Consider the following 23,870-nt stretch of genomic DNA (forward strand, 5'->3'; position numbering starts at 1 on the left):
GTTATCTAAAAAAACAGAAATTTTAGAATCTTTTGTTAAAACTGGTCTTATTTCACAAATAGAAATAGATTCAATGCGATCAATTAATGAAGATTTATAAAAAAATAAGAAGAGATATAAATAAAATTGTAATTTTATAATAAATTATTCTATTCCTAAAGTAGAGCTATTTTTTTTATTAGAAATTATGCAAAATGTATAATTAAACAAATTCAAAATATCGGTGGCTCATTTTTCATGCTAATTAATGAATTTACAAATATTGTTAAAAAAAATAATAAAAAGTTTATAATTATAAAGCAATATATAGTGTTGCCACCATAGCCAAATGGCCAAGGCATAGGTCTGCAACACCTTGATTACCGGTTCGAATCCGGTTGGTGGCTCCATTTAATGCGCCCGTAGCTCAATTGGATAGAGTGTTTGGTTACGGCCCAAGAGGTTGCGGGTTCGACTCCTGCCGGGCGCGCCATTTCAATAAAATGACCAAAAAAACGCGAATGCGTTTTTTTATTTATTTTATTAGATAAAATTAAATTGTGAATAAAATACAATTAATTCACAACTACTTAATTTTAGGAGTACTTAAAAATGAAAGATCAAATGAAAGATAAATTTAAAAATGTTATAGTTAAGACACCAGCTTCTTCAATGACAATGGGAATAACATCGGCTCCTGAATTAGGGAAGCCAATTTATAGTCTAGCTTTAATTCAACACGAAAAATATATTGATGCTTTAAAAAGCTGCGGCGTAAATGTTACCATTTGTCCAAAAAATGAAGATTTTCCTGACTCATGTTTTGTTGAAGATACAGCTGTAATTGTTACAGGAGAAATTGCAATATTATCTAATCCTGGTGCAGCATCACGTAATGGCGAAAAACATGAAATGCTGACATATCTAGAAAAATTCTTTGACAAAGACCACATTTTTAAAATCGAAGCCCCTGGAACGCTTGACGGTGGTGATGTTATGATGGTTAAAGATACTTATTACGTTGGTATGTCTGATAGAACAAACCGCGAAGGCATTCGACAATTTCATAATATTTTAGCTAGTGTAGGAAAAAAATGCATTCCAGTTCCTATGACAGAAATGCTACATCTAAAGACTGGCGTTAATTATCTAGAACATAATAATCTGTTAATTTCTGGGGAATTTATACACTACCCAACATTTAAAGAATTTAATCAAATTATTGTTGATAAAAGCGAAGCATATGCTGCTAATTGCATTTGAGTTAATGAGACAGTGATTGTACCAGAAGGATATCCACATACTCTAAAAGCAATTCAAGATTTAGGAATTTACAGGGTTATTACTTGTGATACATCTGAATATAAAAAATTAGATGGCGGACTAAGCTGCTTATCGTTAAGATTTTAAAACACTAAACTGGGTTCAAACCCAGTTTCTTAATGTTTTAAATATAAAATAAAGCAATGAAAATTATTGCTACATATATATCAAAACATAATTTATATGTTTAATAGGTACTTCTTTATATTAAATAAAGTGATCAAAATGTGTTGAAATAAAAAATAAAAGCATGCTTGTGGGTCGCATGCTAATATATTTTTTTATGAAATATAATTTAATTATAAAGCATATATTTTTTTTATTAATAACTTTGATTAAAAACAATTTAAAAACTCAAAAAAGAGCTTTTTATAGTCATTTACACCAATATTTTCAGGTCTAGACATTGGATGAATATTCAATCTCTTTAATATTAATAAAACAGTGCTTTTATTATATTTTAATATCAAATTATTAACTAATGTTTTTCTCTTGAATTGAAAACATAATTTTAAAAAATCTAAAAAGGGCGATAATTCAAAATCTATATTATCAGCAAAATCAATTCTTACAACCATCGAATCAACCTTTGGGCTGGGGTTAAAATCAGAAGGTTTTGCAACAATAACCTTTGAAACATTAGCAATACTTTGAAGCGCAACGCTTAATTTAGAATAGGTTTTTGAATTGGGCTTTGCAATTAATCTATCCCCCACTTCTTTTTGCACCATTATAACAGCATGTTTAACATATTTATAATTATCAATTAATTTAAATATAATGGGAGATGTAATATTATAAGGAATATTACCGACAACGACTTTTTTAAATTTTGAGACCAAATCAGCATCTAAAAAATCTTTATTTAAAAACTTAATATTTTTTGATACTTCCTTGTTAATTCATATATCATATAAATCTTTATCTAATTCATATGCTTCAAGACTTTTTACCTTATCAATCAGCAAATTTGTAATCGCCCCCAAACCGGGCCCAATTTCAATAACGTTTTCATTTTCCACGTCAGCTGATTCAACAATTTTTTGTTGAATTTTTTTATTAATTAAAAAGTTTTGCCCAAAACTTTTTTTAGCCCTTATTTGCATTTTCTATACACCAAAAACCTTTCTAATGTTTAGTCTTACCTGCTTTACAAGTAACTCCTCATCTATGCCCTTAAGATTGGCAATAAATTGGTATGTATATTTGACATATGGACTAATATTTGGTCTACCGCGCATCGGTGTTGGCGCTAAATATGGTGTATCTGTTTCGCACAAAATTCTATCAATAGGAATATTAATAACAGCTTCTTGTAAAGCTCTTGCATTTTTAAATGTTACTACGCCAGAAATTGAATAATATATATTTTTATAAGGCAATGTTTTCTTAACAAAATCAAGATCCCCACTAAAGGAATGAAAAATAATATTTATATCATTAAATTCAGAATTCTTAATTATTTCAAAAGCATCGTCTAAGGCTTCACGAACATGAAGCATTGCAGAAATGCCGTGTTTTCTAGCTACATTTAATTGTGAAATAAAACTTTCCTTCTGAATTTCTTTACTTGGAGAATTATCATAATGATAATCAAGTCCAATTTCACCAATAGCAATAACATCATCATTGATGATAGACTCAATAAAATTGCCATCGCTACTTCCAACTGCTTCAGTAGGATGAATCCCGATAATCGGGTGTAAAAATTCTTTATCTTTTTTGCATAAATTAATAACTTCAACTGAATCATTTTTCGAAGTGCCTACAATAAAAAGCTTTTCCATATCTTGCTTTTTTCAATCTAAAATAACACTATATGGTTCATCATAATATTCCTTAAAAGGATGGGTATGGACGTCTACGTATTTCATTTTATTTTATAACTCCTCCAATAATTGTTTAAAAATTAAAAATATTTTCTCTTTTCATACACTTTTTTTAGTAATATAAAAATTTTCATTTTTATGCAAGAAGTCTGACACTACCTTTATAACAGCAATTCTTATTCCTAATAAATTAGCGCAGTGTATTAAAGCACAAGCCTCCATATCTAAGATCCCAATATTTTCAAAATTATCCTTAATTTTTTCAATATCATTTTTAGAAAAAAACCTATCAGCAGACAATAAATCAGTGTTTTTTAGACCTAAAATGCTATTAACTTCCTTAGATAAAATGGAATTTGTCATAAACTTGTATTGATTATTAGGTAATTGGCCTAGCTTGTAATTCGGTAATTTAGTCAGATCAACATCAAAATAATATGAATTTTCAATGATAAAAGCATCGCCAACATTAACATCTAAAATGCAACCCGCCGGCCCAATATTAACAATCTTTTCAACCTGATAATCTTTTTCTTTTAACTTAGCAATGCTTTGTGTTAAGCCAAATGAGGAATTAACCTTACCAACACCGCAATACAATAATGCAAATTCTTTTTTTGAATAATTTGATAAGCACAAATGTAAGCTTGTATTCTCATTTTCAAATAAATTATCTTCTAAAAAGAAAATATTATTTAGAATGTCTATCTCACCTTTTTCAGCTACAACAAATAGGCTAATTTTTTTCATTTTATTTCCTTATAATATAATAATTTATAATAAAAAATTCTTGGGAATTCCAAGAACTTATTATACATATGAATTAAGCTACTAAACCGTATTTTTTTAAAGTTCTAGCATTTTTTGCTGTTACTCTAACAGTTTTCTTTGTGCCATTTTCAGTTAAAACAGTTACTTTTTGCAAGTTAAGGTCAAATGTTCTTTTTGAGGTATTCAAAGCATGTGATCTCTTGTTTCCACTCAATGGTTTTTGACCTGTTAATTGATCTCTTCCTGGCATTATTATCTCCTTAATTTTGTAAAACAGTATCTTTAATATTTTATATTAAATTAATTTTTTTTTTAATTTTTGTTCATATTCACATTTAGAAAATAAATTAGATAAACTAAATTACCTGTTTTTGCCATTTTTAGAGACGCTTATTTTACAATATTACTTTAACAACACTTTAAAGTTAATAATTATTTTTTTAAGTAATATGAAAATTTTATTTTATTATAATTTTACACAATTAATTACGGAGGTATATTATATGCTAGAAGCAAAAAATAAACTTAGCAAAAACAATACTATTAACTTAATTTTTGGCATTTTTGTGGGATTAACATCACTGGGTTTTTTGATCCTTAATATTCTTTCATACAAAGAAAAGGACAATTTTGACAATGAAATACCAACTTTATATTTAGTTTTTAAACGTTTTTCATCATTATTTTATTTTACCTATTTATCAAACTTTTTATTAGCTGCAACCCTGATTTCAGTAGCACTAAAACCAGAAAATGAAAAAGCAAAACAAATGTTTTTTATCTCTGTTGTATTAATTACAGTTACTTTTTTAATTTATTGAACCTTAATCTCATATCGAAGGGAAACATGAGAAAACTGAGTTAATGCAATCAAATCCCTAACAACTCATGCAATTAATCCTACCCTTGGTTTTATTGGTTTATTTCTAATTAAAAAACAAATAAAAATAACTTTTAAAACAATTTTAACAGCAATGCTAATTCTGTTTGGATACTTCATGTTTGCATTTATTTTGTACTTTGCAACATTTAATAAAATTAAGGAAAATCATGGTGTTATTATTTATACATTTCTAGATTTTAAAAATCCTTTCTTTTATAAAGGAAATAATAAAGGAATAATTATTGTTTTAGATATATTAATTTTCGCTTTAGGATTTGTTATTCCAATTGCCCTATGTGCTTTTTGAAAGGCAGTATATAGAATTAAATACATAAGCCGCAAAAATAAAAATCTTCAACAATCAAAATGCATAAATATTTCTGAAAATAAGTAGAAATTATTTAATTAAATTTTTAAAAACCAACTTCCGTTGGTTTTTAATTTTGGATACTTATTAGGCCGTTATTCATTAATCGCTTCTCTTATTAAATAGATTTGATCATCAATTCAAACTGTGTCGCCTACTCTAATAGTAGCATTTCGGCCTTTAGGGATTCTATCGTTTATTTTTACTTTGTGAAATGACAAAAATATTTTAGCCATTCCTCCGGTGCGACAAAGGTTTATTTTTTTGAGAAATTGACCTAATTTAATTTCGCTTCCGTAAATTTCAATTTTCATTAAAAACCTCTTTGCGGCGTAATTAAATGATAAAGTTTAGGATTTGATTGTGATGTTATAACAATTCGCATCTTATCAGCAGTGAATGATAACTTTATCTCATCATCAAAACTTTGAATAGCATCTTTTAAAAATTTTGAATTCAACGCTAATTTAAGCTCACTATCATTATAGCTAAATTTTTGTGTTTTAATCTCGGCATTAGCTATCTCATCACGTGTGGATGATATTGTTAAAATATTGTCATTAATATGTAATCTAATTTTATTATAATTTTCTGAAATAATAACCGATGCCTTGTTTAATAAACTATTTAGCTCCTTTTTAGTAATGATCAATTCATAAGCAAATGATTTCGGAATAATTCTAGATACGTCAATATAAACTTGGTCAACGACTTTTGATTCGATCACTGTTCCGTCTAACTCAAATAATATTTTTTGATCTGAAATATTCAAAATAACATCACCACTATAATCAAAATTCAAAACATCCTTTAAATTCTTAGCAAGTATTGATATATTAAAATTAACATCATCAGCAATCTCAGCAATTTCTTCAGCATAACGGTATTTGTCGGTTGCAACTAATTTAAACTGGTTATTTTGAGCAGATATATTGATACAACATAAAATAATATTTGTTTCAAGTGTCGAAGCTGAAACAGAAACATTTTTTACCATATTTTTCAGTTTTTGTCAACTAATTTTAACTTGATCACCATAAACAGAAAAATCAATAACTGGATATTCAAAAAGATTATATAAATTTATTGAAAAACGTTCGTTTTCAGTGATTAATTCAAGAGTATTTTCCTTTGATTTCAAAATAATATCGTTATCTAATTTTTTGACTATGTTTCTAAATAATGAAAGATCAACAAGAATTTTGCCCGGAAGAATAATTTCAGCATCAAGCGATACATTTATGTCGTGTTTAATGCTGATTGATCCGTTTGATCCAATTAATGTAATTTTATTTCCTTCAGCACTAAGTAATATGCCTTTTAATTCTGGCATAAAAGGATTGGCATCTATTGCTTTTGCCACCCTTTCGATAGCAGCATCTAATAAAAGTTTATTAATCTTTAATTCCATGAACTCTTACTCCTTAAATTGTTATATTACTTTTTTTAATGTATTTTGAATTTTTTCAATAGCAGTTTTTATAGCAGAATTACTTTGTAAATTAGCATCAACTCAGTTCAAAGAAGCAATAACAGTAGAGTGTGCTTGATCCCCGACAATCTTTCCTATTTCCTTCAAAGTAAAATCAAAATTATGTTTCAATAAATAAATAACTATTTTTCGAGGCATTACAACTTCTTTAACTCTTGTTGGGCTAGATATTTTCTTTTTATCAATGCCATAGTATTTACTTACTGTTTCAATAATTTTTTCAGGGGTTATTGTTTCAGCAGCTTTTGTGACATTTTTAAATATATTTTGAATTGTCCTTAAATCATATGTAAAGAAATCATCACCATCAGCAAATAATTTGATGCGACTTATTGCTCCTTCAAGCGCTCTAATTGATGAAGAAAAGTTTCTTGCTATATATCTAAATGATTCCTCTTCTCATAAATCAGGGTTTACATCATTCTCTTTAAGTTTAAATTTCAAAATGCTAATAACATCCTCAACACTTAAATCATTAATTTCAGTTATTAGACCGCCCTCAAATCTTGTCAGGAATCTTTGCTCAAAGCCACCAAGTTGGTTCGGTTGCTTATCAGCACAAAAAATAATTTGATTTTTTTGTGTCTTCATTGTGTTAATAATATTAAATAAAACATTTAAGGTGCTTTCTTTATTACCGTATTGTTGAACATCATCAAACATTAAACAATCATAAGAAGTCAGTTCGTCAACAATTTTATTAATTTGCTCTTGATTTCTTGATTTAAGTTGTTCCACTAACTTTCGGGTTAGATTATCCGGATTGATGTATAAACATGTTTTATTTTTCTTCTTAAATTCATTGCCAATAGCATGTAATAAATGTGTCTTGCCTAACCCGCTACTCGAATAAATGAACAAGGGATTAAAACTATCGTTATATTCATTACAAATTTGTTTAACCGCCTTAAAAGTTATCTTGTTAAAGTTGCCAATAAAATAATTGCTAAACGTTAAATCATTTTTAACATTAGTTATCTTTTCAGAATTAATGAACTTATGAGCTTCCTCATTATCAATGATCTTTTTTATTTCATTTATAGATGAAATCAAAACAACTACTAATTTTTTTTCTAGTGTATTAATTACTGCTCGTTGAATAGTTTGAAGATATGTTTGTTTAACATAATCAATAATATATGTTGGTGCTAAAATATAAGCATTATTTTCATCAGTACTAATTAGTTGAAGACGAGAAAAAAAAGTTTCATAAACCATTTCATCGCTAGAGTTATTTTTAAGTTCATTTTGAAGTATTTTATTCTCTACATTTAGATTCAATTGAGCTTCTTGGTATTTCATATAAATATAAATTATATTTTAAATTGATGCAAAACTATTTTTTTTAATTAAACATAATGTATTTACATACATTTTATTAACACTTTTATTATTATTTTCTTTCTTAAATTAAGTTGAAAAAAAATAATAAAATAAATTATCAACAAATAAAGATACTTAAATGAGTAGTTTGTTAAAAACTTTTATTAGAGGTTAGCTAAAAAACATAAAATAATACTAAAGTAAATTATTAATTAATAATTAATAAAATGCAAGGGGGATTTTTGCTTTTTTGGTAAAATAATATAAGTATTTTTACATAATAAATATTTTTGAAAAGGAGAGAAAAATGAAAAGAACATACCAACCTAAAAAACGTAAACATATTAAGGTGCATGGTTTTATGGCTAGAATGCAAACAAAAAATGGCCGTAAAGTTCTTGCAGCAAGACGTGCAAAGGGAAGACATAAATTAACTGTATCAGATGAAAAATAATTTGATGCTTTTTGTTTTAACTTTAAATTAATAATTTTGCATTATGAATAAAAAAAATACTGTTAAAAAAAATTGAGAATTTCAAAAAATTCTTAATGGACATAATCAAGTCATTTCACGAAATTTAATTGTTTATTTTACTAAGTCGCAATTTTTCAGATGCGGAATTTCAATTCCAAAGCAGTTTGCTAATGCTGTAGAAAGAAATCACTACCGCAATCAGATCAGATCGATTCTAAGAAAAATGGACATAAGTCAAATTAATTACGACACCGTTATAATAGCAAGAAAAAATTTTCTCCATCTCAATTGAGAGGAAAAAAACAAAGCTATTCACAAAATCTATGAAAGGATAACCGATGGCAAAAAGAAGTAGTTCTAAGCACTATGATTCTTTTCGGATTAACCAATCTCCTATTGACAAGCAACCAAAGGCTGTCTGAAAAAAAGTTTGAAAATGAATTAGGGTTGTTCTAATATTCATCATTATTTCTATCGGCCTAGTAGGTTGCGTGCAATCAATTGCAACAAAATCGGGAACTAAAGTTGGTTCAGGACAAGAAATATATACAAAGAACGACTATGTTTCACCAAACATCGCAACACTAAGATGGAATAAAGATCGCAATGAATTCTATGTTCCAAACATCAATACAGAAACCGGTATAGTTGCAAATACTTATCTTGGCCTAGAAGATCACGAACAGATTAATCAGTTAAGAAAACAAGATGCTCAAACCGGTGGACAATATGGTATATATGGTGGTACATCATTTGCATTGCAATTACAAAAGCCAAAAAATGACAATGCCGCTTTATCAAACAAGCCAGATGATTGACAAAATATCTCTAACATCGAAATAAAAAACGAAGATGGGCATAGAGGTGTTATCTATGGTAATGGTTTAAACAACATTTATCTTAATTTTGGTAATAGTAAAGGTGAAGGAAAAACAAAAGCATATACCCCTGTAAGTAAATTAACCGATATTTACCTACCTAACTCAATTGTTTTTGAAACATATGAGAAAAAAGTTAAGGTTCCCGGTTCAAATGAAACAAGAACAGAATTTGTCACTGACTATTCACACGTTAAAGATTTAAACCTCTCAAGAGTTGAATTAACTGGTGTAAATGGTTCAAATGTTTATAACGTTTTTCTAGCGGATATATACACAACATTATTAGCAGAAACATTTAAGATTTGAGTAGACCAAGATAATAATAGATCTGATTTCGCCAAGGCAATCTCTAAAAAATCAGGAAAAAGCATTTCTCAATTAAGAGCGTTAGATAAATATAGTTTAATTAGCGAATGGAACAATTTCATTCTTAGTTATAAAAATTCAATAGGTCCCGCAAAGGGAATTAGCGAAGAAGAAGGTAAAGAATTAAATAAAATCTTTCTTTCGGTTTCATCTGTTATGAAAAACTATGCTTCATTAACCTCTCTAAATGAATCATTATTTAAGGTAAATGATAAAAAAATCGGTAGGGAAATCAGCGTATTTAACTTTTCCTCAATCAATGATGCAGGAAATTATGCTCCTGATGCCTGAAAATTTAAATTAATGGCCTCAGATGCATTTGTACCCAACAAGCCAATAACTACCTATAAAGAGCACTGGGAACAAGGTCCTTTTTATGGCTTCTTTGTATATCCAGTTGCTCAGTTTATGAACTCCATAATTAGACCGTTAGGAACTACTGGATGAAGCGTGGTACTGGCGTTGGTTATCACAGTTATTTTTGTTAGAATTATCACTTTCTTCCTTACAACTAAAACAATATTTAGCGCAAGTAAGATGGAAGAATTAAACCAAAAGAAAGCAAAGATTGAAGCTAAATATGATGCTTACAAGGGCGATAAACAAATGAACCAACGTAAGCAAATGGAAATTAGTGAATTATACAAAAAAGAAAAAATTTCACCGCTCTCACAACTTGTCTCATCATTTATAACCCTCCCAATATTAATTGTTGTATTTAGAATAATTTCAACTTCTCCAGAAATTAAACAATCCACATTATATACAATACAGCTTTCAGCTACTTCAATTTATAGAATATTTAAAATTGGTGAGCTCCAATATTTACCAATTGTTGTTCTGTCAATTGCAGTTCAATTAATAGCTCAATTTATGCCTAAAATTCTTAAACTAAAGAAGAAGAAATCACTTCAAGCTGATGCCTATCAACGGGCTGCAATAAAAAAATCAAATAAAAAGGCATTTCTAATTCCAATTATATTTGCTTTTATAGGGATATTTTTTAGTGCTGGTTTGCAAATATACTGAATAATAGGTGGTATATTTACAATTCTTCAACACGTTGCTGTTCATTACATTCAAAAAACAAGATGATATAAAAATAAATTGCAACCTTTCCTATTCAAATAATTTAAATATAAAAAATAGCGAGCTTTTTTTGAAAAAAGCTCGCTATTTTTTATAGTCTATTTTTTTAATTTGTTTCCATGCTTTTCTTTTTTTATTTTTTGATGCAAATCATACATTTTAATAGCAGAAACTATCATACAATATAACGACAAAAAGGGGATAATAAATATTGCAGACAATAAGAAATAAATATGTAGTCTTGCATTATTGTTTTTTTTAGCATATTTCAATCCTAAAATAGATGAACTAATAACGAAAACTATACTAAAAATAAATAAAATTGTTATTACAATATAAACCGGATTAGACGTTCATTTTCCATAATTATTTTCATTGCCGTTCAGGTATATAGCCAATAAAATGCTAATAAATGCACACAAAAAAACAATAAAACAAATGCTAGCTCATGACTGCATCTTATACAATTTGCCAACATAATTATTCTCAGATTTATCAATTTGTTCCATAACATAACTCCTAAAGTTATTCTACCTAATCACAATATAATATATAATTTTAATATTAATTTTTATTTTGCTAACCAAAAAATGTAATTCATTTTATAAATAAAGAAGGTATAATGAAACTAAAAGACTATATCTCGATATATTTTCTTAAGACCAAAAAAATTTCACAGAAATACCGCAAAAATGAGACAGTAACACTACAGTTTTTTCAACGTCACAATAATGTAAAATTATGTGGGATAAATGAGGTCATTAAATTGTTGTGTAAAAACACTGATACGTCTAAATACACAATAAGATATCTTGAAGAAGGGTCAATAATACATAATAGAGAAGTCGTACTTGAACTAGAAGGACATTACTATGATTTTGGCATTTGAGAAGGCATTATAGATGGTATTCTTGCCCGGCAAACTTCAATTGCCACAAATGCACACAATGTTATTAAGGCAGCTAATGGAAAAAATGTTGTAAGCATGGCTGATAGATCAGATCATTATATAAACCAGCTAAATGATGCGTATGCTCTTAAAGTTGGTGGAATATATAACCACTCTACTCTTGCATCATCCAATTACGACCTAAAGCATACGTTTGGCAGTATGCCGCATGCCTTAATTCAAATGTTTGAAGGAGATATTGTTAAGGCAATTAAGGCCTACCATAAAACATTTCCAAACGATGACCTTTATGCTCTTGTTGATTTTCATAATGATGTTATTTCAGACTCACTTGCCTGCTTAAAAGAATTTGGCAAAAAACTCAAGGCAGTAAGAATTGACACCTCGAAAGCATTAATTGACAAAATGTTTATTGAGGGAGAAGCAGAATATGGTGTTACCCAAAATCAAGTAAAGAGATTAAGAGAAGCTCTAGATAATAACAATGGAAAACATGTTAAAATAACTGTTTCATCAGGATTTAATGCTAAAAGAATTAAAGAATTTGAGGATGAAAATACACCGGTAGATACATACGGCGTTGGAGCATCATTATTGAAAGTATGAATAAATTTTAGTGCCGACGCAACTAAATTAAATGATAAATATATCGCAAAAGAGGGAAGAGGATATCTAAAAAATAACAAACTTAAAACTTATAGAGGGGAAATTATTTAATGGAAGAAAATCACAAGAAAAAAATAAAAGATAATATCTTTAATTTTATTGGCTACTTAGTTATTTTTCTTTTTTTAGCAATAGGAATTATTTTGTTTTTAGTTGCGTCTCATGTTTTTGGTTCTATAGGCAGGGGAGGAACTATAGCATCATATATCTTTGGCTCAATTTCGCTTATTTTATTTATCCTAATAATAATAAAAATATTTCTAATTATTGCTTCAGAAAACAAATACGCAAAAAACGCAATTGATGTCAATAAAATATTTGAGGGCGTAGAGCTAGATGAAGAAGAAAAAAACACCCACAACTTATTTTTAGAAGAATATCATAAAGAAATATCAAGTCTAAACATCTACTTTGGTGCCTTTGTTTTAATTGAACAAAAACATTATAAAAAAGACATTGATATAAATCATCCAAAAGTAAGAATGCTTATTGAACAAATGATTATTGATGGTATAAAAAAATATGGTTTTTTTGACCTATATCTTGTAATTGAGTTTTCAAAGACAATTAATAAAAAATTTATTTGAAAAGGCGACCATAAAAAGTATAAAATCTACTTTGAATATATAAGAAAAATATATCACATTGCCGATGATTACATTTATAACAAATATTTTATTAAATAAAATAAAAATTTATAAACAACATTACTGACCATTATAATTGGTCAGTTTTTTTATAATTGAGCTATGTTAAAACAAAAAAAGACCCGAATCATATATAACGATTTGAGCCTTGGCTTTTTTTGTAAAATAAAGTAAATTATTGGTTAATTATTTTTATCATAATTTTCAGAAATGGTTATTTCATGTTCCAAATCGGCTACTATTTGGGGGATTAATGATGCGTCGCTAATTTGAGCACCCGACGCGCGATGATGGCCACCACCACCCCACTTAACAGCTACGTTTCTTACGCAGGCACCATTCGATCTAAATTCACATCTAATTTGATTTTCCTTTTCTTGCGTAAAAAATACTCATGCCTTGTTATCATCAATTGAAGAAAGCAAAAAAGGTCGATTTGCTTTTAATGGGTCATAAATCCCAAGTTTCTTCTGATCCTTTAAGGTAAAGTAGAATGATACAACGCCATTTTTTATATTCATATTTTGTTGAACAAAAGCGTTTATTTTAATATCCTCCAATGTTTTTTTGGCCATATTTTCATGTAGTAAATCTTTATTAGCGTTATGAGATCATAATCAAGCAACTAAAAACATTGTCTTATCATCAGTTAGGTTAGTTGTAAGTCTAACTGAATCTGTATAAATTCCTAAATATAAATATGTTGCTGCTTGTGCATTAACTTTTCAATTTAATCCATATGCAATTTCAGCCACCTGTTGTGCCGCTGCAGGAGAGTACTTATCAACTCAAACCAACGAAGCATTTAAGTCGTCATCATTAGGATGATGATCAATTCTAATAACATCATCAAACAGATTATTATCTAAATATTCACGGCACTCTAATCTTTCTTTAAAATTAGCATCAACAATAATAGCTAACGAATTTTCAAGTTTCTTAAATTCCAATTTATCCATTGAAAAATCAAGGTATGAATAAATTCCTTTGGAATCACCGATAGTATAAACATTTTTATTAGGAAAATTTTCTTGAATTAAATGCTTCATACCAAATTGTGAACCTAAACAGTCACCGTCAGGTCTTATATGATGAAAGATTACAATATTTTGGTATTTTTTAATTTTATCTTCAATTTTTTTAAATATTTCTAATCTTTCAGAACTAATTTTGATCATTTTTTAAAACCTCAGCCTTTAAGTCCTCAATTAGAGATTTCATTTCACGTCTAGAATGACATGTTGCTCCAGCAGCAACTTCATGGCCACCGCCAGGTTGGTATTTTTCACAAATGTGATTAATTCATATACCGTTTGATCTAACTCTAGCTCTAATATTGCCGTCGGGAAGATCGATAAATAATACTCAAATTTTGCAATCTCCGATGTTTGCTAAAATGCCAACATCATTAGCTTCATTATCATTTAAATTAAATTTTTCCTGAATCTTCTTAGTTACATGAAAATATAAAACCTTTCCATCACTCTTATAATTTAATAAAACATATGCAGAAAATCTAACTTTTCTTTCATCCCTTTTAGCAAGATCAAAATTAACATCTCATACTCTAAAATTATTGCCTTCATGTAAATAAGACATAACATCAAATGTTCTTTTTTGAACATATTCATATTGAAATCTTCCAGAATCTGTATTAATACCTAAATAAGTATATTTTGCTGCCTTATCAGTAACTTTTCAGTTGGACATCATCGCAATATAAGCAACTTGCTCAGCTGCTGCTGCAAATGTTGGATCTTCCCACGTATAGTCATATTCAATATCTGGATTAACAGGATGATGGTCAATTCTTAATAAATGAGTAAAGTTTTTATCAAGAATGTATTGCGCAAATTGAATCCTATTTGATGAGTTAGCATCAACAACAATGCCTAATGAGTTTTTGAAATTTTCTTTTGGTACATCCTCAAATTTATCAAAATCTCATTCAAAGAATGGAAATGCACCAATATTATCACCAAAAACGAACACTTTTTTTTCTGGGTAATTAGTTTTTATCAATTCTCTCAAACCAAACTGTGAACCCAAACAATCACCGTCAGGTCTTATATGATGAAATATAAAAATATTATCATGAGATTCAATTGCTTGTTTAGCAATTTCTCAAGTATTCTTTGCCATTTTTTCTCCTAGTAATTAAAAATTAATTATTTAAAAATTTAATTGATTATTTTATTTATTATTAAATTATAAAACATAATAAAAATAATCAACTATTTTATGGTAACTAAACAATTATCAAGGTTTAGCCTAATTTAACTAGGTTGCCATGTTGATAAAAAAATAAATAAATGTAAAACGTAAAAAAATCTAAATTCTAATATTACTATTTGAATCTAATATCTTTTTAGTCAACATTTATTCATACTATTTTATAAAATTAATTCTTTTTATATGCCCTAATAACTGAATGATTAGAATTCAAAAATTCATAATCATATTTTTCATCTTCTAATAGATTTGAAATAGCAAATTGAAGGGTTTTGGTGCCATTACCAACAATAATATCTACATATTCCATAAATTCATTTTGGTCTAAAGTAAATAAAGCGTTCAAAACATTAATAGATGCTTCATCACTAGTCAAACCGTGTAAATCAATCTCTAATGAATATAGATTCATATTTTAATACTCCTTTTGACAATTTGAACAAAGGTAAGTTCCACGCCCATTGACCTTAATTTTTATAGTTTTATTTTGGCATTTTAGACATGACTTTATTCTATCACTGTGAATCATTAAATAATCTTGATAAGAACCTATCTCGTTATTAAAACTTTCATAGGTATGAATAGTTGTTCCCCCTAGTTTGTAGCTATTATCCATAATAACCTGGCCTTTTTCTAATATCTCTTTAAGTTTATCTAATGGGATATTTTTTGATTTACTCAACGGATGTATAGCGCAAGCAAACAAAGCCTCATCAATATAAATGTTCCCAAAACCTGCAACATATGATTGATCCAGCAACTTAGTTTTAATAGAGCTTTCACTACCCTTCAATTTCTCAAAAAGTTCCTCGATGTTAGTATCTTTAGGTTCGAGTGCCACTTTTGATAAAGGTAATTTTTTTTCATAAGTTTCGCTATTGCGCAAATAAAATGTACCAAACATTCGGCTATCAAGATAATGGAGCTCGCTATTATCTTCAAATACAAATTTAGCAACTAAATGTTTATGGTTCTCGTGTGGTTTTTGATAATAACGATATTTTCCTTCCATTCTTAAATGAGATAACAAAATTAAGTTGGTTTCGAATTGAAAAATAATATGCTTACCCTTATTTTTGACTTGAGTTATCTCATGCCCTCGTAAATTATTCTTATATGTCGAAGGCGAACACTCCTTAAAAAGATGCGGTTTAATAATTTCTAGGTCCTTAATTTTTTTATACAAAATGACCTCATTTAGGTTTTTAACAACCACTTTTACTTCTGGTAATTCAGGCATATTACTATTATATACTTTTAGATAACATAATGTAATATAATAAAAGTATGACAAACAAATATAAAAAATTATTTATATCAACAACTGATACCGTTTTAGGGATCGGCGGCGCTGTTAACGATGAAACTAAAGATTTAATTTATGAAATAAAAGGCAGAGATAGAAATAAAAAACTAATTATTTTAGTATCCTCTATCCACCAGGCACGAATGTTTAAACAATGAAATCCGCAAGCTGAGCAATATGCTAAAAAATATTGACCAGGCGCAACAACGTTAATCGTTAATGACCAAGGTTTTAGAATGCCAAACCATCCCTTGCTACTTGAATATCTTGAAAAAAATGGGCCAGTATATATGTCGAGTTGCAATATATCAAATGGGCCAGTATGCAAAAATATCGAAAATGCAAAAATTCTCTTTCCTGAAATAACAAATGTTTATAACTTTGGAGAAATGAGTCAAAAGCCTAGCCAAATAATTAGAGTTGAAGACGGTTTAATTTTAAGGGAGTAAATTTTATGGACAAAATTGTAAAGATAACTAGTGATCACGCCGGACATGAAGCAAAGATTAAGCTCGCTAGCGAGCTAAAAAAAGAAGGATACAAAGTAGAACTTTTTGGTTCAACAAGTTCATTATTGCCAGTCTCGTATACCGATGTTGGAATAGAATTTGCAAAGGAAACAAAAAGAGATCTTAATAAGGAGAATACAAAACTTATTGCTTTTTGCGGCTCAGGAATTGGAATATCTATGGCTTTAAATCGGTTTAAAGATATAAGATGTGCTAGAGTTACAAATGAAGAAGAAGCGAGATTATCAAAAGCCCATAATAATTCAAATATCTTGTGTATGGGAGGAAGATTATTAAAAGATAACGAAATTTTAAACATGTTTCATGCATGAGAAAATGCAGAATTTGAAGGCGGAAGACATCTTATTAGAATTAGTAAACTAGGCGAACTTGGCCAGGATGAATAATTTAAATGTATAAAATGCACAAATCAGGACTAAAGTTAGCCCTGATTTTTAATCTTATTTTATCGACCAGGCAACATAAACTAACAAAAAATATTAATTTTTCTTAAAAAATAAAACGCATACTAAAAAAAGTATTACAATAATTTAATTTATCAAAATTTAAATGGGGTTTAAGAATGAAAAAAATAGAACTTAAAGAAAAAATAAATTATATTTCTAAATATGTTGATGATTTCAATGAATTTCATAGTACAGATATAAAAATTATTATCAAAGGGTCTGCTGTTTTAAAGTTAAATGAACTTATTAAACGCAATCCCAATGACATTGATATTTGTTTTTTTAACAATGAAAATTTAGAAACAAAAAGAGCATTTATTAGATATATTACAAAAATTGGAGACTTCAAGCTACTAAGAGAAGATGATAACCTTATAACAATTGAAAATCTTGAATTTGGAAAGGTTGAATTTATTCTTTTTGAATATCTTCATGTTGATTGATTAAACAAAATTGATAGCAACCTTTACTTTGTAAATTCTGATTTTATGATTATTGGAAAAATCTTAATGCTTACATATGTTATGTCATCGTATTATCCACACAATGATAAGATGGAAAAAATCATTGCAACAATAAGCGATTTAAATCACCTTGATAATCTAACCTCATTTCTAGATAACTTCAAATTAAACAATTATAAAACCCTAATCATGAACCTTATCAATAATTCAACTCTTATTTTTATCTACTATAAATATAAGGAATTTTTATGATGGAAAAATGAATATGAAGACTTCGAAATTCAAGATCCCGGCTTGTTGCAAACTTTTAATAAGGTAAAACATATATTCAAACAAATAAATAATGATAAAGAAATTAGTGACTATATAAACTTCAATAGCAAAATAATAGAAAGCTTTTATTTAAATTTTTTTACTGAATACCAAGAATTTGACGCAACAAAGGATTTTAGCAAATTAAAAAGCACAAATATAATTTTTAAGACAGATTACTCTTGCCAAGATAGCAATAGAAGTTCTTACTCAATAAATAACTTTAATTTTGTCGAACAAAATCAAAATAGTAAAATTAATTCTTTTATACTAAACTGGTTTATTAACAATTACCAAATTAAAAATAATAAAAAGGTAAATAATGAATATATTTCTAATTTAAAAATCTCTAATGATAGCAAGTGAGAAAATCAAGGGATTTTAGTAAATTCAGATAACCAAAATAACATTAAAACTAAAAAGATTTTGTCTATACTTAGCAAATATAGCATTCCCTATAAAATTTCCTTAAGTAAAGAATGGGCCGCAACCTGCAAGCAAGAAAATGAAATCGTTGATTTTATCATTAGCATTCCAGGGGATTTAGAAACTGATATAAATGTTAAAATTAACATCATAAACATTGTTCATATGATTCAAATAATTTATGTTTTATACAAGGAACTAAACAATGATTAATAAAACAAAATATGCCAGTTCTTTAATTATTTCAATGATTGGATCTGAGGCTTTTAAACTTGGGACAGCAATTTATATCTATAAGTTCACAAGTAGTTTTTGGCTTGTTTCTCTTTTATATTTACTAATTCAAATACCGGTCTTTATTTCATATCTACTAAATAAAAAAATTGCTTCAAAATTAAAACTAAAAAATATACTTATAGCAACTGACTTTATTAGCGTAGGTGTGCTAATGGTCATATTAATTAGCTCTTTTTTCTTCATAAAAAATAATTCACTCCAGGCTTTTTCAATATTTTTATTAATAACTAACATTATATTAAATATCATACACTCATTTAGATTCATAGCCCTTAAGTCAGTTTTATATTATTTATCAAATAACAATAAAGATATAAAAACTTACAACGTTTTAACGACTATCGCTACTGCGCTAGCTTTTCTATTGGCGTCAGTGTTTTCATTTGTATTATTTACTAAATTGCCTTTCTGGTCATTAATTGTTATGAATATGATAACTTATTTAGCATCGGGGATTTTATACTTCATATTAAAGTTAAATAAGGAACCATTGCAAACAACACCAACTATTAAAAATAATGTAGACAATTTACAACTTGAACACAACAAAAATTACAACATATGAAAATGAGTTTACACTATTGCATGTAGTCTAATTGTTGGAATATTTCTTTTTCCACGAACAGCGGGAATGTCTCAATTTTTTAAAGCTATTTCATTTAATGCAGAAGAATGATCATTTATATTAAATATTATATTCGGATCTTTTGGCCTGATTGGAAGCCTAATTTCTTTAGTGATAAGAAATAAAGATATCAAACTAAGATGAATTTTATTAGCTATGAATATTGTAATTCTAGTAGTTATTCCTATTTTATTTATATCAATTAGTAATTACATTAAAAACATAATTTATTTAGTAATAATAGGTATGCAACAACTATTTTTCTCACTATTTATTGCCATTTTTTACACAAATACATATTTGCTTTTTAAAGAAGACAAATTTAAAAAAAATACAATATGAACATTAATTTTTAAAGTTATTTCATCGTCTTTAATTATTTTATTATTAACTCTAATAACATATCAAATCAATTATTTTGTTACGTTTACCGTGTTTGCAGCATTAATACTAATTACAAGTATTGTAATTGCAGTTTCGGAAATATTTTTATCTAAACATAAAAAGAAAGAAATGTTAATTAAAAAGCAACAAGCAAACAAATAAAATTGGCACCCCATAATTTTAAACAAGTTTGTCCTAACTTTAAATAAAGAGGATGCTAATTCTCAAAACAAATATGGTCTTTATTTTGGCCAAATAAATCATCAAATTGCAACAAAAATGAGCCACCTAACATATATAAATGTTATAGGTGGTTTTATTATGTGCGAAATAGAATTAAACTATTTTCAGTTAAATAGAAAACGAAAAATTAGATGTTATAACTACATGTTCTAATTTAACAAATAAGCAATTATCCTTAAAAACAAAATGTTCAATATCAACCATAAAAAGATTAAAACAAAAATTAAGAAATGCTAAATTATGCAAAAAAAAGAAGTTAACTTAGCACATGGCAACCAATATAGTCTTGAATCTATCACTATTTTGTATGATGTAGTCGCAAAAAAATACATATAAAAAATATAGTTAAAAAATTAAAGAAAAATCATAAATATATCTTAATTTAAAATGGGTTTATGATTTTTTAATCTTAAAACTAAAAAACTCAAATAAAACACACTCCTTTCGGAATGTGTTTTATCGTTTTTTATCCAAACTTGGGATTATATCACCTTCTTGATATTATTAAGATTCAACTCTTGAAGTGTCAAATTTTCCAATAATATTATGGACTCTGGATACAGTCATCCATGCTGCAGGGTCTGCTAACAGGATTTCATTTTTAATAATATTTTGCTCTAAATAAAGTGCAAAAGTTTCAATTCTAACAGTTTCAGTATTTGTATAACCGGCAGTAAGCTTATCTATATTATAACCATGTCAATAATTAATAATTTTAAGACGGTCAATAATCTTGTCTGGGTTTTTTGTATATATTTCAATTCTAATCTTACGATATTTAGGAAAAATGAGATCAATAAATGAAATGTAAATAAAAACATATGCAAAAAAACTTAAAATTCTTAAAATTAGTGCTGCAATATTAAATGGTCTATCTGATGATACTCCTAATAACTCAACAATGCTAATTGTCACAATTGAGAATGCTCCAAAAATCAAGGCAACAATTGTTGAAATATGACCCACTGATTTTTGTTTAACTCTAGAAATATAATAAATTATAAAATCTCCGCCAGCAGTAGAAGCTGAATTTTTTCATGAAATACCACTTGCCGATCCGGCCATACAAGCACCAATAACAGCATAAACAATAATTGGCCATGTTGGATTGGCGTAGCCATTTTCAATAATGTTTTTAAAATGATTTAATTGATTAAATTGAGACTGGGTAATTTGATGTATATATCCTAACTCTTTGATTACGCCTGCCTCTAAAGAATTATTAATACTTAATAAATATAGACCATCTTGAGATGTTGGATTTGTATTAATTCATTGGAACAAATGACGATATGAATTTTGATAAGTTCCATATGATTCCCAAGGAATTAATGATTTAAATTCATTTGTAAAACGGGAATCAACTGGAGAAATTCAATTAATATAATAAATCGAAATTTTATTAAAGAAATGTCCAATTGGCCCAATTAATAATATCGATTGAAACGCAACTTGCCATAATAATCAGTATGTCGTTAAAATCATAAATAATCGTGAATTTTTCTTTCAAAAAGCAATTATTAAGGGTAAATTCATAAAGAAATAAATAAAAGCAAAATATGGTGCAGTTGATGAAACTGTAAATGTAATTGCTTGAACTATAGCTGAAACCCCGGTTGCAACCGTTGCCGCCTTAGCTAAAAATGTTGCGATAGCTATATTGTATAAGATAGCTGAACAAAAAACAAAGAACATTTTCTTAGGAAACTTTTTCCATACATTAAAGAAATTAACTCCATAAGGATTTATTTCATAAGGTAATTTTGAAGGGTTCTTTTTACTTTTTCGCTTTTTTTCCTCATTAGATAATGCTATATATTCTTCTGATTTAAGTTGTTTTTGTTTAGCTAAATCTATATTCTTTTGTTCTGGACTTAGGTTATTAATTTTGCACGTCTTTTTCATATGTCCTCAATATAATAGAAAATAATAACACTTTTTTAAAAAATAAAATGATTATGTATTGATATACATAAAAAATAAAACAGCTAACTAAAGCTGTTAAAAATTATTTTGATGATAGAGCTTTTTTGGCTGTTTCCACTATCGAAGTAAATGATTCAGGATAGTTAATTGCTAATTCTGAAAGCATTTTTCTATTAATATTTATATTTGCTTTATTTAATCCCTCGATTAGTCTTGAATATGTAATACCATTTGTTCTTGCTGCTGCGTTAATACGAGCAATTCATAATTTTCTGAATTCACGTTTAACTTGTTTTCTATCTCTAAATGCATATGTTCATGATTTAACAACAGCTTGCTTAGCAACTTTATAACCAATAGATTTGTGTCCTCAGTATCCCTTAGCAAGTTTTAATCATTTAACACGTCTTCTTCTTGTTACTACTCCGCCTCTTGTACGCATAATATTTTCCTTTCCAAATAATTTATTAAAAAATTAAATTAATTCTTTATATCTCTTAAAATCTGATGCTGATAAGGTTGATGATTTACGAGATTGACGTTTTTGCTTAGTTGTTTTGTTTTGTGCTAAGTGTGAACGATATGCATTTCCACGTTTAACTTTACCTGTTGCAGTTATTTTAATTCTCTTCTTTAAACCGCTCTTGGTTTTCATTTTTGGCATGTTATTCTCCTTGTGGTTGTGAAGGTTCGTTATTTTTTTTGTTAAAGGCTTCAACTTTCTTTTTATCTTTTTCGATATACATATCTAAAAAACGTTCATTTACTAAAGTTGGCTCTTTTGATACTTTTGCAATGTCCTCGACAAGCGCATAAAACTTATCTAAAATTTCGTGCCCCAAATCAGTTCTGCTACGCTCACGACCCCTAAACTTAACCGACACTTTTACACGATTTCCCTCCAAAATAAATTCACGCACTTTGCGTGCCTTTGTTTCAAGGTCATGTTGTCCGATTAAAGGGGTTAATCTTATTTCGCGGTTAATAGTTACTGACTGTTTTTCCTTAATTGCTTTTTGTTTTTTCTTCTTATCATATTTAAACTTACCATAGTCCATAATTCTAGTAATAGGTTTGTTATTTTCAATTGAGATAAGAACCAAATCCATCTTATATTCAGAAGCTTTTTCTAAAGCATCCTCTTTAGTTAAAACTCCTATTTTTTCATTATCAGGGCCTAAAACAAAAACTTTTTTATAAGGTATGTCATTATTTACAACGTGTTCTGATTTCGGTTTTTTACTTTGACTATTTGCAAAGTTTGAGTTATCTTGATATATAACTTCCTCCTTAAATAAATAAAAAGTGGGTTTAGACCACTTCTCATTAACTACAAAAATATTAAATAATCTTTATCTGTAGCGACCCAGCAAAAAATCACTTAGGTGAGAAATGAATCTACTTATTGCTATTAAAAGCACAATAATTTTAACATAAAATCATTTTAAGATTAACAACATTTTCAAAATATCTTACAAAATAAATTATTTCCATGTTTTTATTAATCAAATAAGCAAAAACGGATGGTAATTCTCTTTGTAAGATTTAATAAAAGTTTCTAATTTCACAAAAAAATGTTAATTTCAAATTAAAACTCAAAACAAAAAATACAATCTAGTTTTTTCTTTAAGGTAATTGCTAAATTTTATCATTTTTTAACATTTAAAACAGCAACTAT

At 27.7% G+C, this 23,870-nt stretch carries 27 protein-coding genes and 2 tRNA genes; 13 read left to right on the forward strand and 16 right to left on the reverse strand.

Annotated features, from left to right (window positions below; translation table 4 throughout):
- Positions 1-314 precede the first annotated feature (314 nt).
- The 3 genes from ACWXVM_RS02195 to ACWXVM_RS02205 all read left to right on the forward strand — a co-directional run bounded on the left by ACWXVM_RS02195 (position 315) and on the right by ACWXVM_RS02205 (position 1,389).
- Positions 315-389, forward strand: a tRNA-Cys gene (locus ACWXVM_RS02195).
- Positions 390-395: 6 nt separating this feature from the next.
- Positions 396-472, forward strand: a tRNA-Arg gene (locus tag ACWXVM_RS02200).
- A 119-nt stretch (positions 473-591) separates the two neighbouring features.
- The gene (locus tag ACWXVM_RS02205; RefSeq protein WP_455994123.1) at positions 592-1,389 is read left to right on the forward strand and encodes a dimethylarginine dimethylaminohydrolase family protein; all 798 of its coding nucleotides are present in this window, start codon (positions 592-594) and stop codon (positions 1,387-1,389) included.
- 248 nt (positions 1,390-1,637) lie between these two features.
- Here ACWXVM_RS02205 and rsmA read toward each other — a convergent pair whose 3' ends face one another.
- The 4 genes from rsmA to rpmB all read right to left on the reverse strand — a co-directional run bounded on the left by rsmA (position 1,638) and on the right by rpmB (position 4,152).
- Complete coding sequence (gene rsmA, locus ACWXVM_RS02210) at positions 1,638-2,408, reverse strand: 16S rRNA (adenine(1518)-N(6)/adenine(1519)-N(6))-dimethyltransferase RsmA (protein ID WP_455994125.1); 771 nt, start codon at positions 2,406-2,408, stop codon at positions 1,638-1,640.
- Positions 2,409-2,411: 3 nt separating this feature from the next.
- Complete coding sequence (locus ACWXVM_RS02215) at positions 2,412-3,176, reverse strand: TatD family hydrolase (RefSeq protein ID WP_455994127.1); 765 nt, start codon at positions 3,174-3,176, stop codon at positions 2,412-2,414.
- Between the two features lie 6 nt (positions 3,177-3,182).
- Positions 3,183-3,881, reverse strand: coding sequence for a 5'-methylthioadenosine/S-adenosylhomocysteine nucleosidase family protein (locus ACWXVM_RS02220; RefSeq protein ID WP_455994129.1), 699 nt, complete (start codon positions 3,879-3,881; stop codon positions 3,183-3,185).
- A gap of 73 nt (positions 3,882-3,954) precedes the next feature.
- A complete protein-coding gene (gene rpmB, locus ACWXVM_RS02225) occupies positions 3,955-4,152 on the reverse strand; it encodes a 50S ribosomal protein L28 (RefSeq protein WP_438340590.1) in 198 nt (65 codons plus the stop codon).
- A 253-nt stretch (positions 4,153-4,405) separates the two neighbouring features.
- Here rpmB and ACWXVM_RS02230 point away from each other — a divergent pair, with 253 nt between their 5' ends.
- Entirely contained in the window at positions 4,406-5,179 is a 774-nt protein-coding gene (locus ACWXVM_RS02230; protein ID WP_438340589.1) for an MAGa3780 family membrane protein, read from the forward strand.
- Positions 5,180-5,247: 68 nt separating this feature from the next.
- On the opposite strand, the gene ACWXVM_RS02235 is transcribed toward ACWXVM_RS02230, so the two are convergent.
- From ACWXVM_RS02235 to dnaA, 3 genes are read right to left on the reverse strand one after another with little or no spacing between them, the layout of a single operon-like run.
- A complete protein-coding gene (locus ACWXVM_RS02235) occupies positions 5,248-5,466 on the reverse strand; it encodes an RNA-binding S4 domain-containing protein (RefSeq protein ID WP_438340588.1) in 219 nt (72 codons plus the stop codon).
- Entirely contained in the window at positions 5,466-6,563 is a 1,098-nt protein-coding gene (dnaN, locus tag ACWXVM_RS02240; protein ID WP_438340587.1) for a DNA polymerase III subunit beta, read from the reverse strand. Before dnaN ends, ACWXVM_RS02235 begins: the two co-directional genes overlap by 1 nt.
- 21 nt (positions 6,564-6,584) lie before the next feature.
- A complete protein-coding gene (dnaA, locus tag ACWXVM_RS02245) occupies positions 6,585-7,946 on the reverse strand; it encodes a chromosomal replication initiator protein DnaA (RefSeq protein ID WP_438340586.1) in 1,362 nt (453 codons plus the stop codon).
- A gap of 328 nt (positions 7,947-8,274) precedes the next feature.
- Here dnaA and rpmH point away from each other — a divergent pair, with 328 nt between their 5' ends.
- From rpmH to yidC, 3 genes are read left to right on the forward strand one after another with little or no spacing between them, the layout of a single operon-like run.
- Positions 8,275-8,421, forward strand: a complete 147-nt coding sequence (gene rpmH / locus ACWXVM_RS02250; RefSeq protein ID WP_002881399.1) for a 50S ribosomal protein L34 — start codon at positions 8,275-8,277, stop codon at positions 8,419-8,421.
- Positions 8,422-8,464: 43 nt separating this feature from the next.
- Positions 8,465-8,797 carry a ribonuclease P protein component gene (gene rnpA / locus ACWXVM_RS02255; RefSeq protein WP_438340585.1) on the forward strand — a complete coding sequence of 111 codons (333 nt, stop codon included), beginning with the start codon at positions 8,465-8,467 and terminating at the stop codon, positions 8,795-8,797.
- Entirely contained in the window at positions 8,781-10,820 is a 2,040-nt protein-coding gene (gene yidC, locus ACWXVM_RS02260) for a membrane protein insertase YidC (protein ID WP_438340584.1), read from the forward strand. Before rnpA ends, yidC begins: the two co-directional genes overlap by 17 nt.
- A 56-nt stretch (positions 10,821-10,876) precedes the next feature.
- Here yidC and ACWXVM_RS02265 read toward each other — a convergent pair whose 3' ends face one another.
- Positions 10,877-11,287, reverse strand: coding sequence for a hypothetical protein (locus ACWXVM_RS02265; protein WP_438340583.1), 411 nt, complete (start codon positions 11,285-11,287; stop codon positions 10,877-10,879).
- A gap of 113 nt (positions 11,288-11,400) precedes the next feature.
- Here ACWXVM_RS02265 and ACWXVM_RS02270 point away from each other — a divergent pair, with 113 nt between their 5' ends.
- Positions 11,401-12,405, forward strand: coding sequence for a nicotinate phosphoribosyltransferase (locus ACWXVM_RS02270; protein WP_438340582.1), 1,005 nt, complete (start codon positions 11,401-11,403; stop codon positions 12,403-12,405).
- Positions 12,405-13,040 (forward strand): hypothetical protein, encoded by a 636-nt coding sequence (locus ACWXVM_RS02275; RefSeq protein ID WP_438340581.1) that lies wholly within the window; start codon positions 12,405-12,407, stop codon positions 13,038-13,040. Before ACWXVM_RS02270 ends, ACWXVM_RS02275 begins: the two co-directional genes overlap by 1 nt.
- A gap of 143 nt (positions 13,041-13,183) precedes the next feature.
- Here ACWXVM_RS02275 and ACWXVM_RS02280 read toward each other — a convergent pair whose 3' ends face one another.
- The 4 genes from ACWXVM_RS02280 to mutM form a co-directional block, all read right to left on the reverse strand.
- Positions 13,184-14,179: a DHH family phosphoesterase gene (locus ACWXVM_RS02280; protein ID WP_438340580.1), complete on the reverse strand. Its 996-nt coding sequence runs from the start codon at positions 14,177-14,179 to the stop codon at positions 13,184-13,186.
- The gene (locus ACWXVM_RS02285; protein WP_438340579.1) at positions 14,166-15,143 is read right to left on the reverse strand and encodes a DHH family phosphoesterase; all 978 of its coding nucleotides are present in this window, start codon (positions 15,141-15,143) and stop codon (positions 14,166-14,168) included. The genes ACWXVM_RS02280 and ACWXVM_RS02285 overlap by 14 nt, the downstream gene beginning before the upstream one ends.
- Positions 15,144-15,402: 259 nt before the next feature.
- Positions 15,403-15,645: a Smr/MutS family protein gene (locus tag ACWXVM_RS02290; protein ID WP_438340578.1), complete on the reverse strand. Its 243-nt coding sequence runs from the start codon at positions 15,643-15,645 to the stop codon at positions 15,403-15,405.
- Between the two features lie 3 nt (positions 15,646-15,648).
- Entirely contained in the window at positions 15,649-16,473 is an 825-nt protein-coding gene (gene mutM, locus ACWXVM_RS02295) for a DNA-formamidopyrimidine glycosylase (protein WP_455994132.1), read from the reverse strand.
- Between the two features lie 47 nt (positions 16,474-16,520).
- Between mutM and ACWXVM_RS02300 the strand changes: the two genes are divergently transcribed.
- The 4 genes from ACWXVM_RS02300 to ACWXVM_RS02315 all read left to right on the forward strand — a co-directional run bounded on the left by ACWXVM_RS02300 (position 16,521) and on the right by ACWXVM_RS02315 (position 20,185).
- Positions 16,521-16,988 carry a Sua5/YciO/YrdC/YwlC family protein gene (locus ACWXVM_RS02300; protein WP_438340576.1) on the forward strand — a complete coding sequence of 156 codons (468 nt, stop codon included), beginning with the start codon at positions 16,521-16,523 and terminating at the stop codon, positions 16,986-16,988.
- A 5-nt stretch (positions 16,989-16,993) separates the two neighbouring features.
- A complete protein-coding gene (locus ACWXVM_RS02305) occupies positions 16,994-17,455 on the forward strand; it encodes an RpiB/LacA/LacB family sugar-phosphate isomerase (protein WP_438340575.1) in 462 nt (153 codons plus the stop codon).
- 176 nt (positions 17,456-17,631) lie between these two features.
- On the forward strand, positions 17,632-18,930 hold the full coding sequence (locus tag ACWXVM_RS02310; protein WP_455994134.1) for a hypothetical protein: 1,299 nt from the start codon (positions 17,632-17,634) through the stop codon (positions 18,928-18,930).
- A complete protein-coding gene (locus ACWXVM_RS02315) occupies positions 18,923-20,185 on the forward strand; it encodes a hypothetical protein (RefSeq protein ID WP_455994136.1) in 1,263 nt (420 codons plus the stop codon). Before ACWXVM_RS02310 ends, ACWXVM_RS02315 begins: the two co-directional genes overlap by 8 nt.
- A gap of 585 nt (positions 20,186-20,770) precedes the next feature.
- On the opposite strand, the gene ACWXVM_RS02320 is transcribed toward ACWXVM_RS02315, so the two are convergent.
- From ACWXVM_RS02320 to infC, 4 genes are all read right to left on the reverse strand, one after another.
- A complete protein-coding gene (locus tag ACWXVM_RS02320; protein WP_455994138.1) occupies positions 20,771-22,171 on the reverse strand; it encodes a hypothetical protein in 1,401 nt (466 codons plus the stop codon).
- A gap of 103 nt (positions 22,172-22,274) precedes the next feature.
- Positions 22,275-22,634: a 50S ribosomal protein L20 gene (rplT, locus tag ACWXVM_RS02325; protein ID WP_438340571.1), complete on the reverse strand. Its 360-nt coding sequence runs from the start codon at positions 22,632-22,634 to the stop codon at positions 22,275-22,277.
- Between the two features lie 33 nt (positions 22,635-22,667).
- Positions 22,668-22,856, reverse strand: coding sequence for a 50S ribosomal protein L35 (rpmI, locus tag ACWXVM_RS02330; protein WP_004416337.1), 189 nt, complete (start codon positions 22,854-22,856; stop codon positions 22,668-22,670).
- Position 22,857: 1 nt separating this feature from the next.
- Positions 22,858-23,541 carry a translation initiation factor IF-3 gene (infC, locus tag ACWXVM_RS02335; RefSeq protein WP_455966439.1) on the reverse strand — a complete coding sequence of 228 codons (684 nt, stop codon included), beginning with the start codon at positions 23,539-23,541 and terminating at the stop codon, positions 22,858-22,860.
- Between the last annotated feature and the right edge of the window lie 329 nt (positions 23,542-23,870).

Source organism: Mycoplasma sp. 2261, from assembly GCF_053851575.1.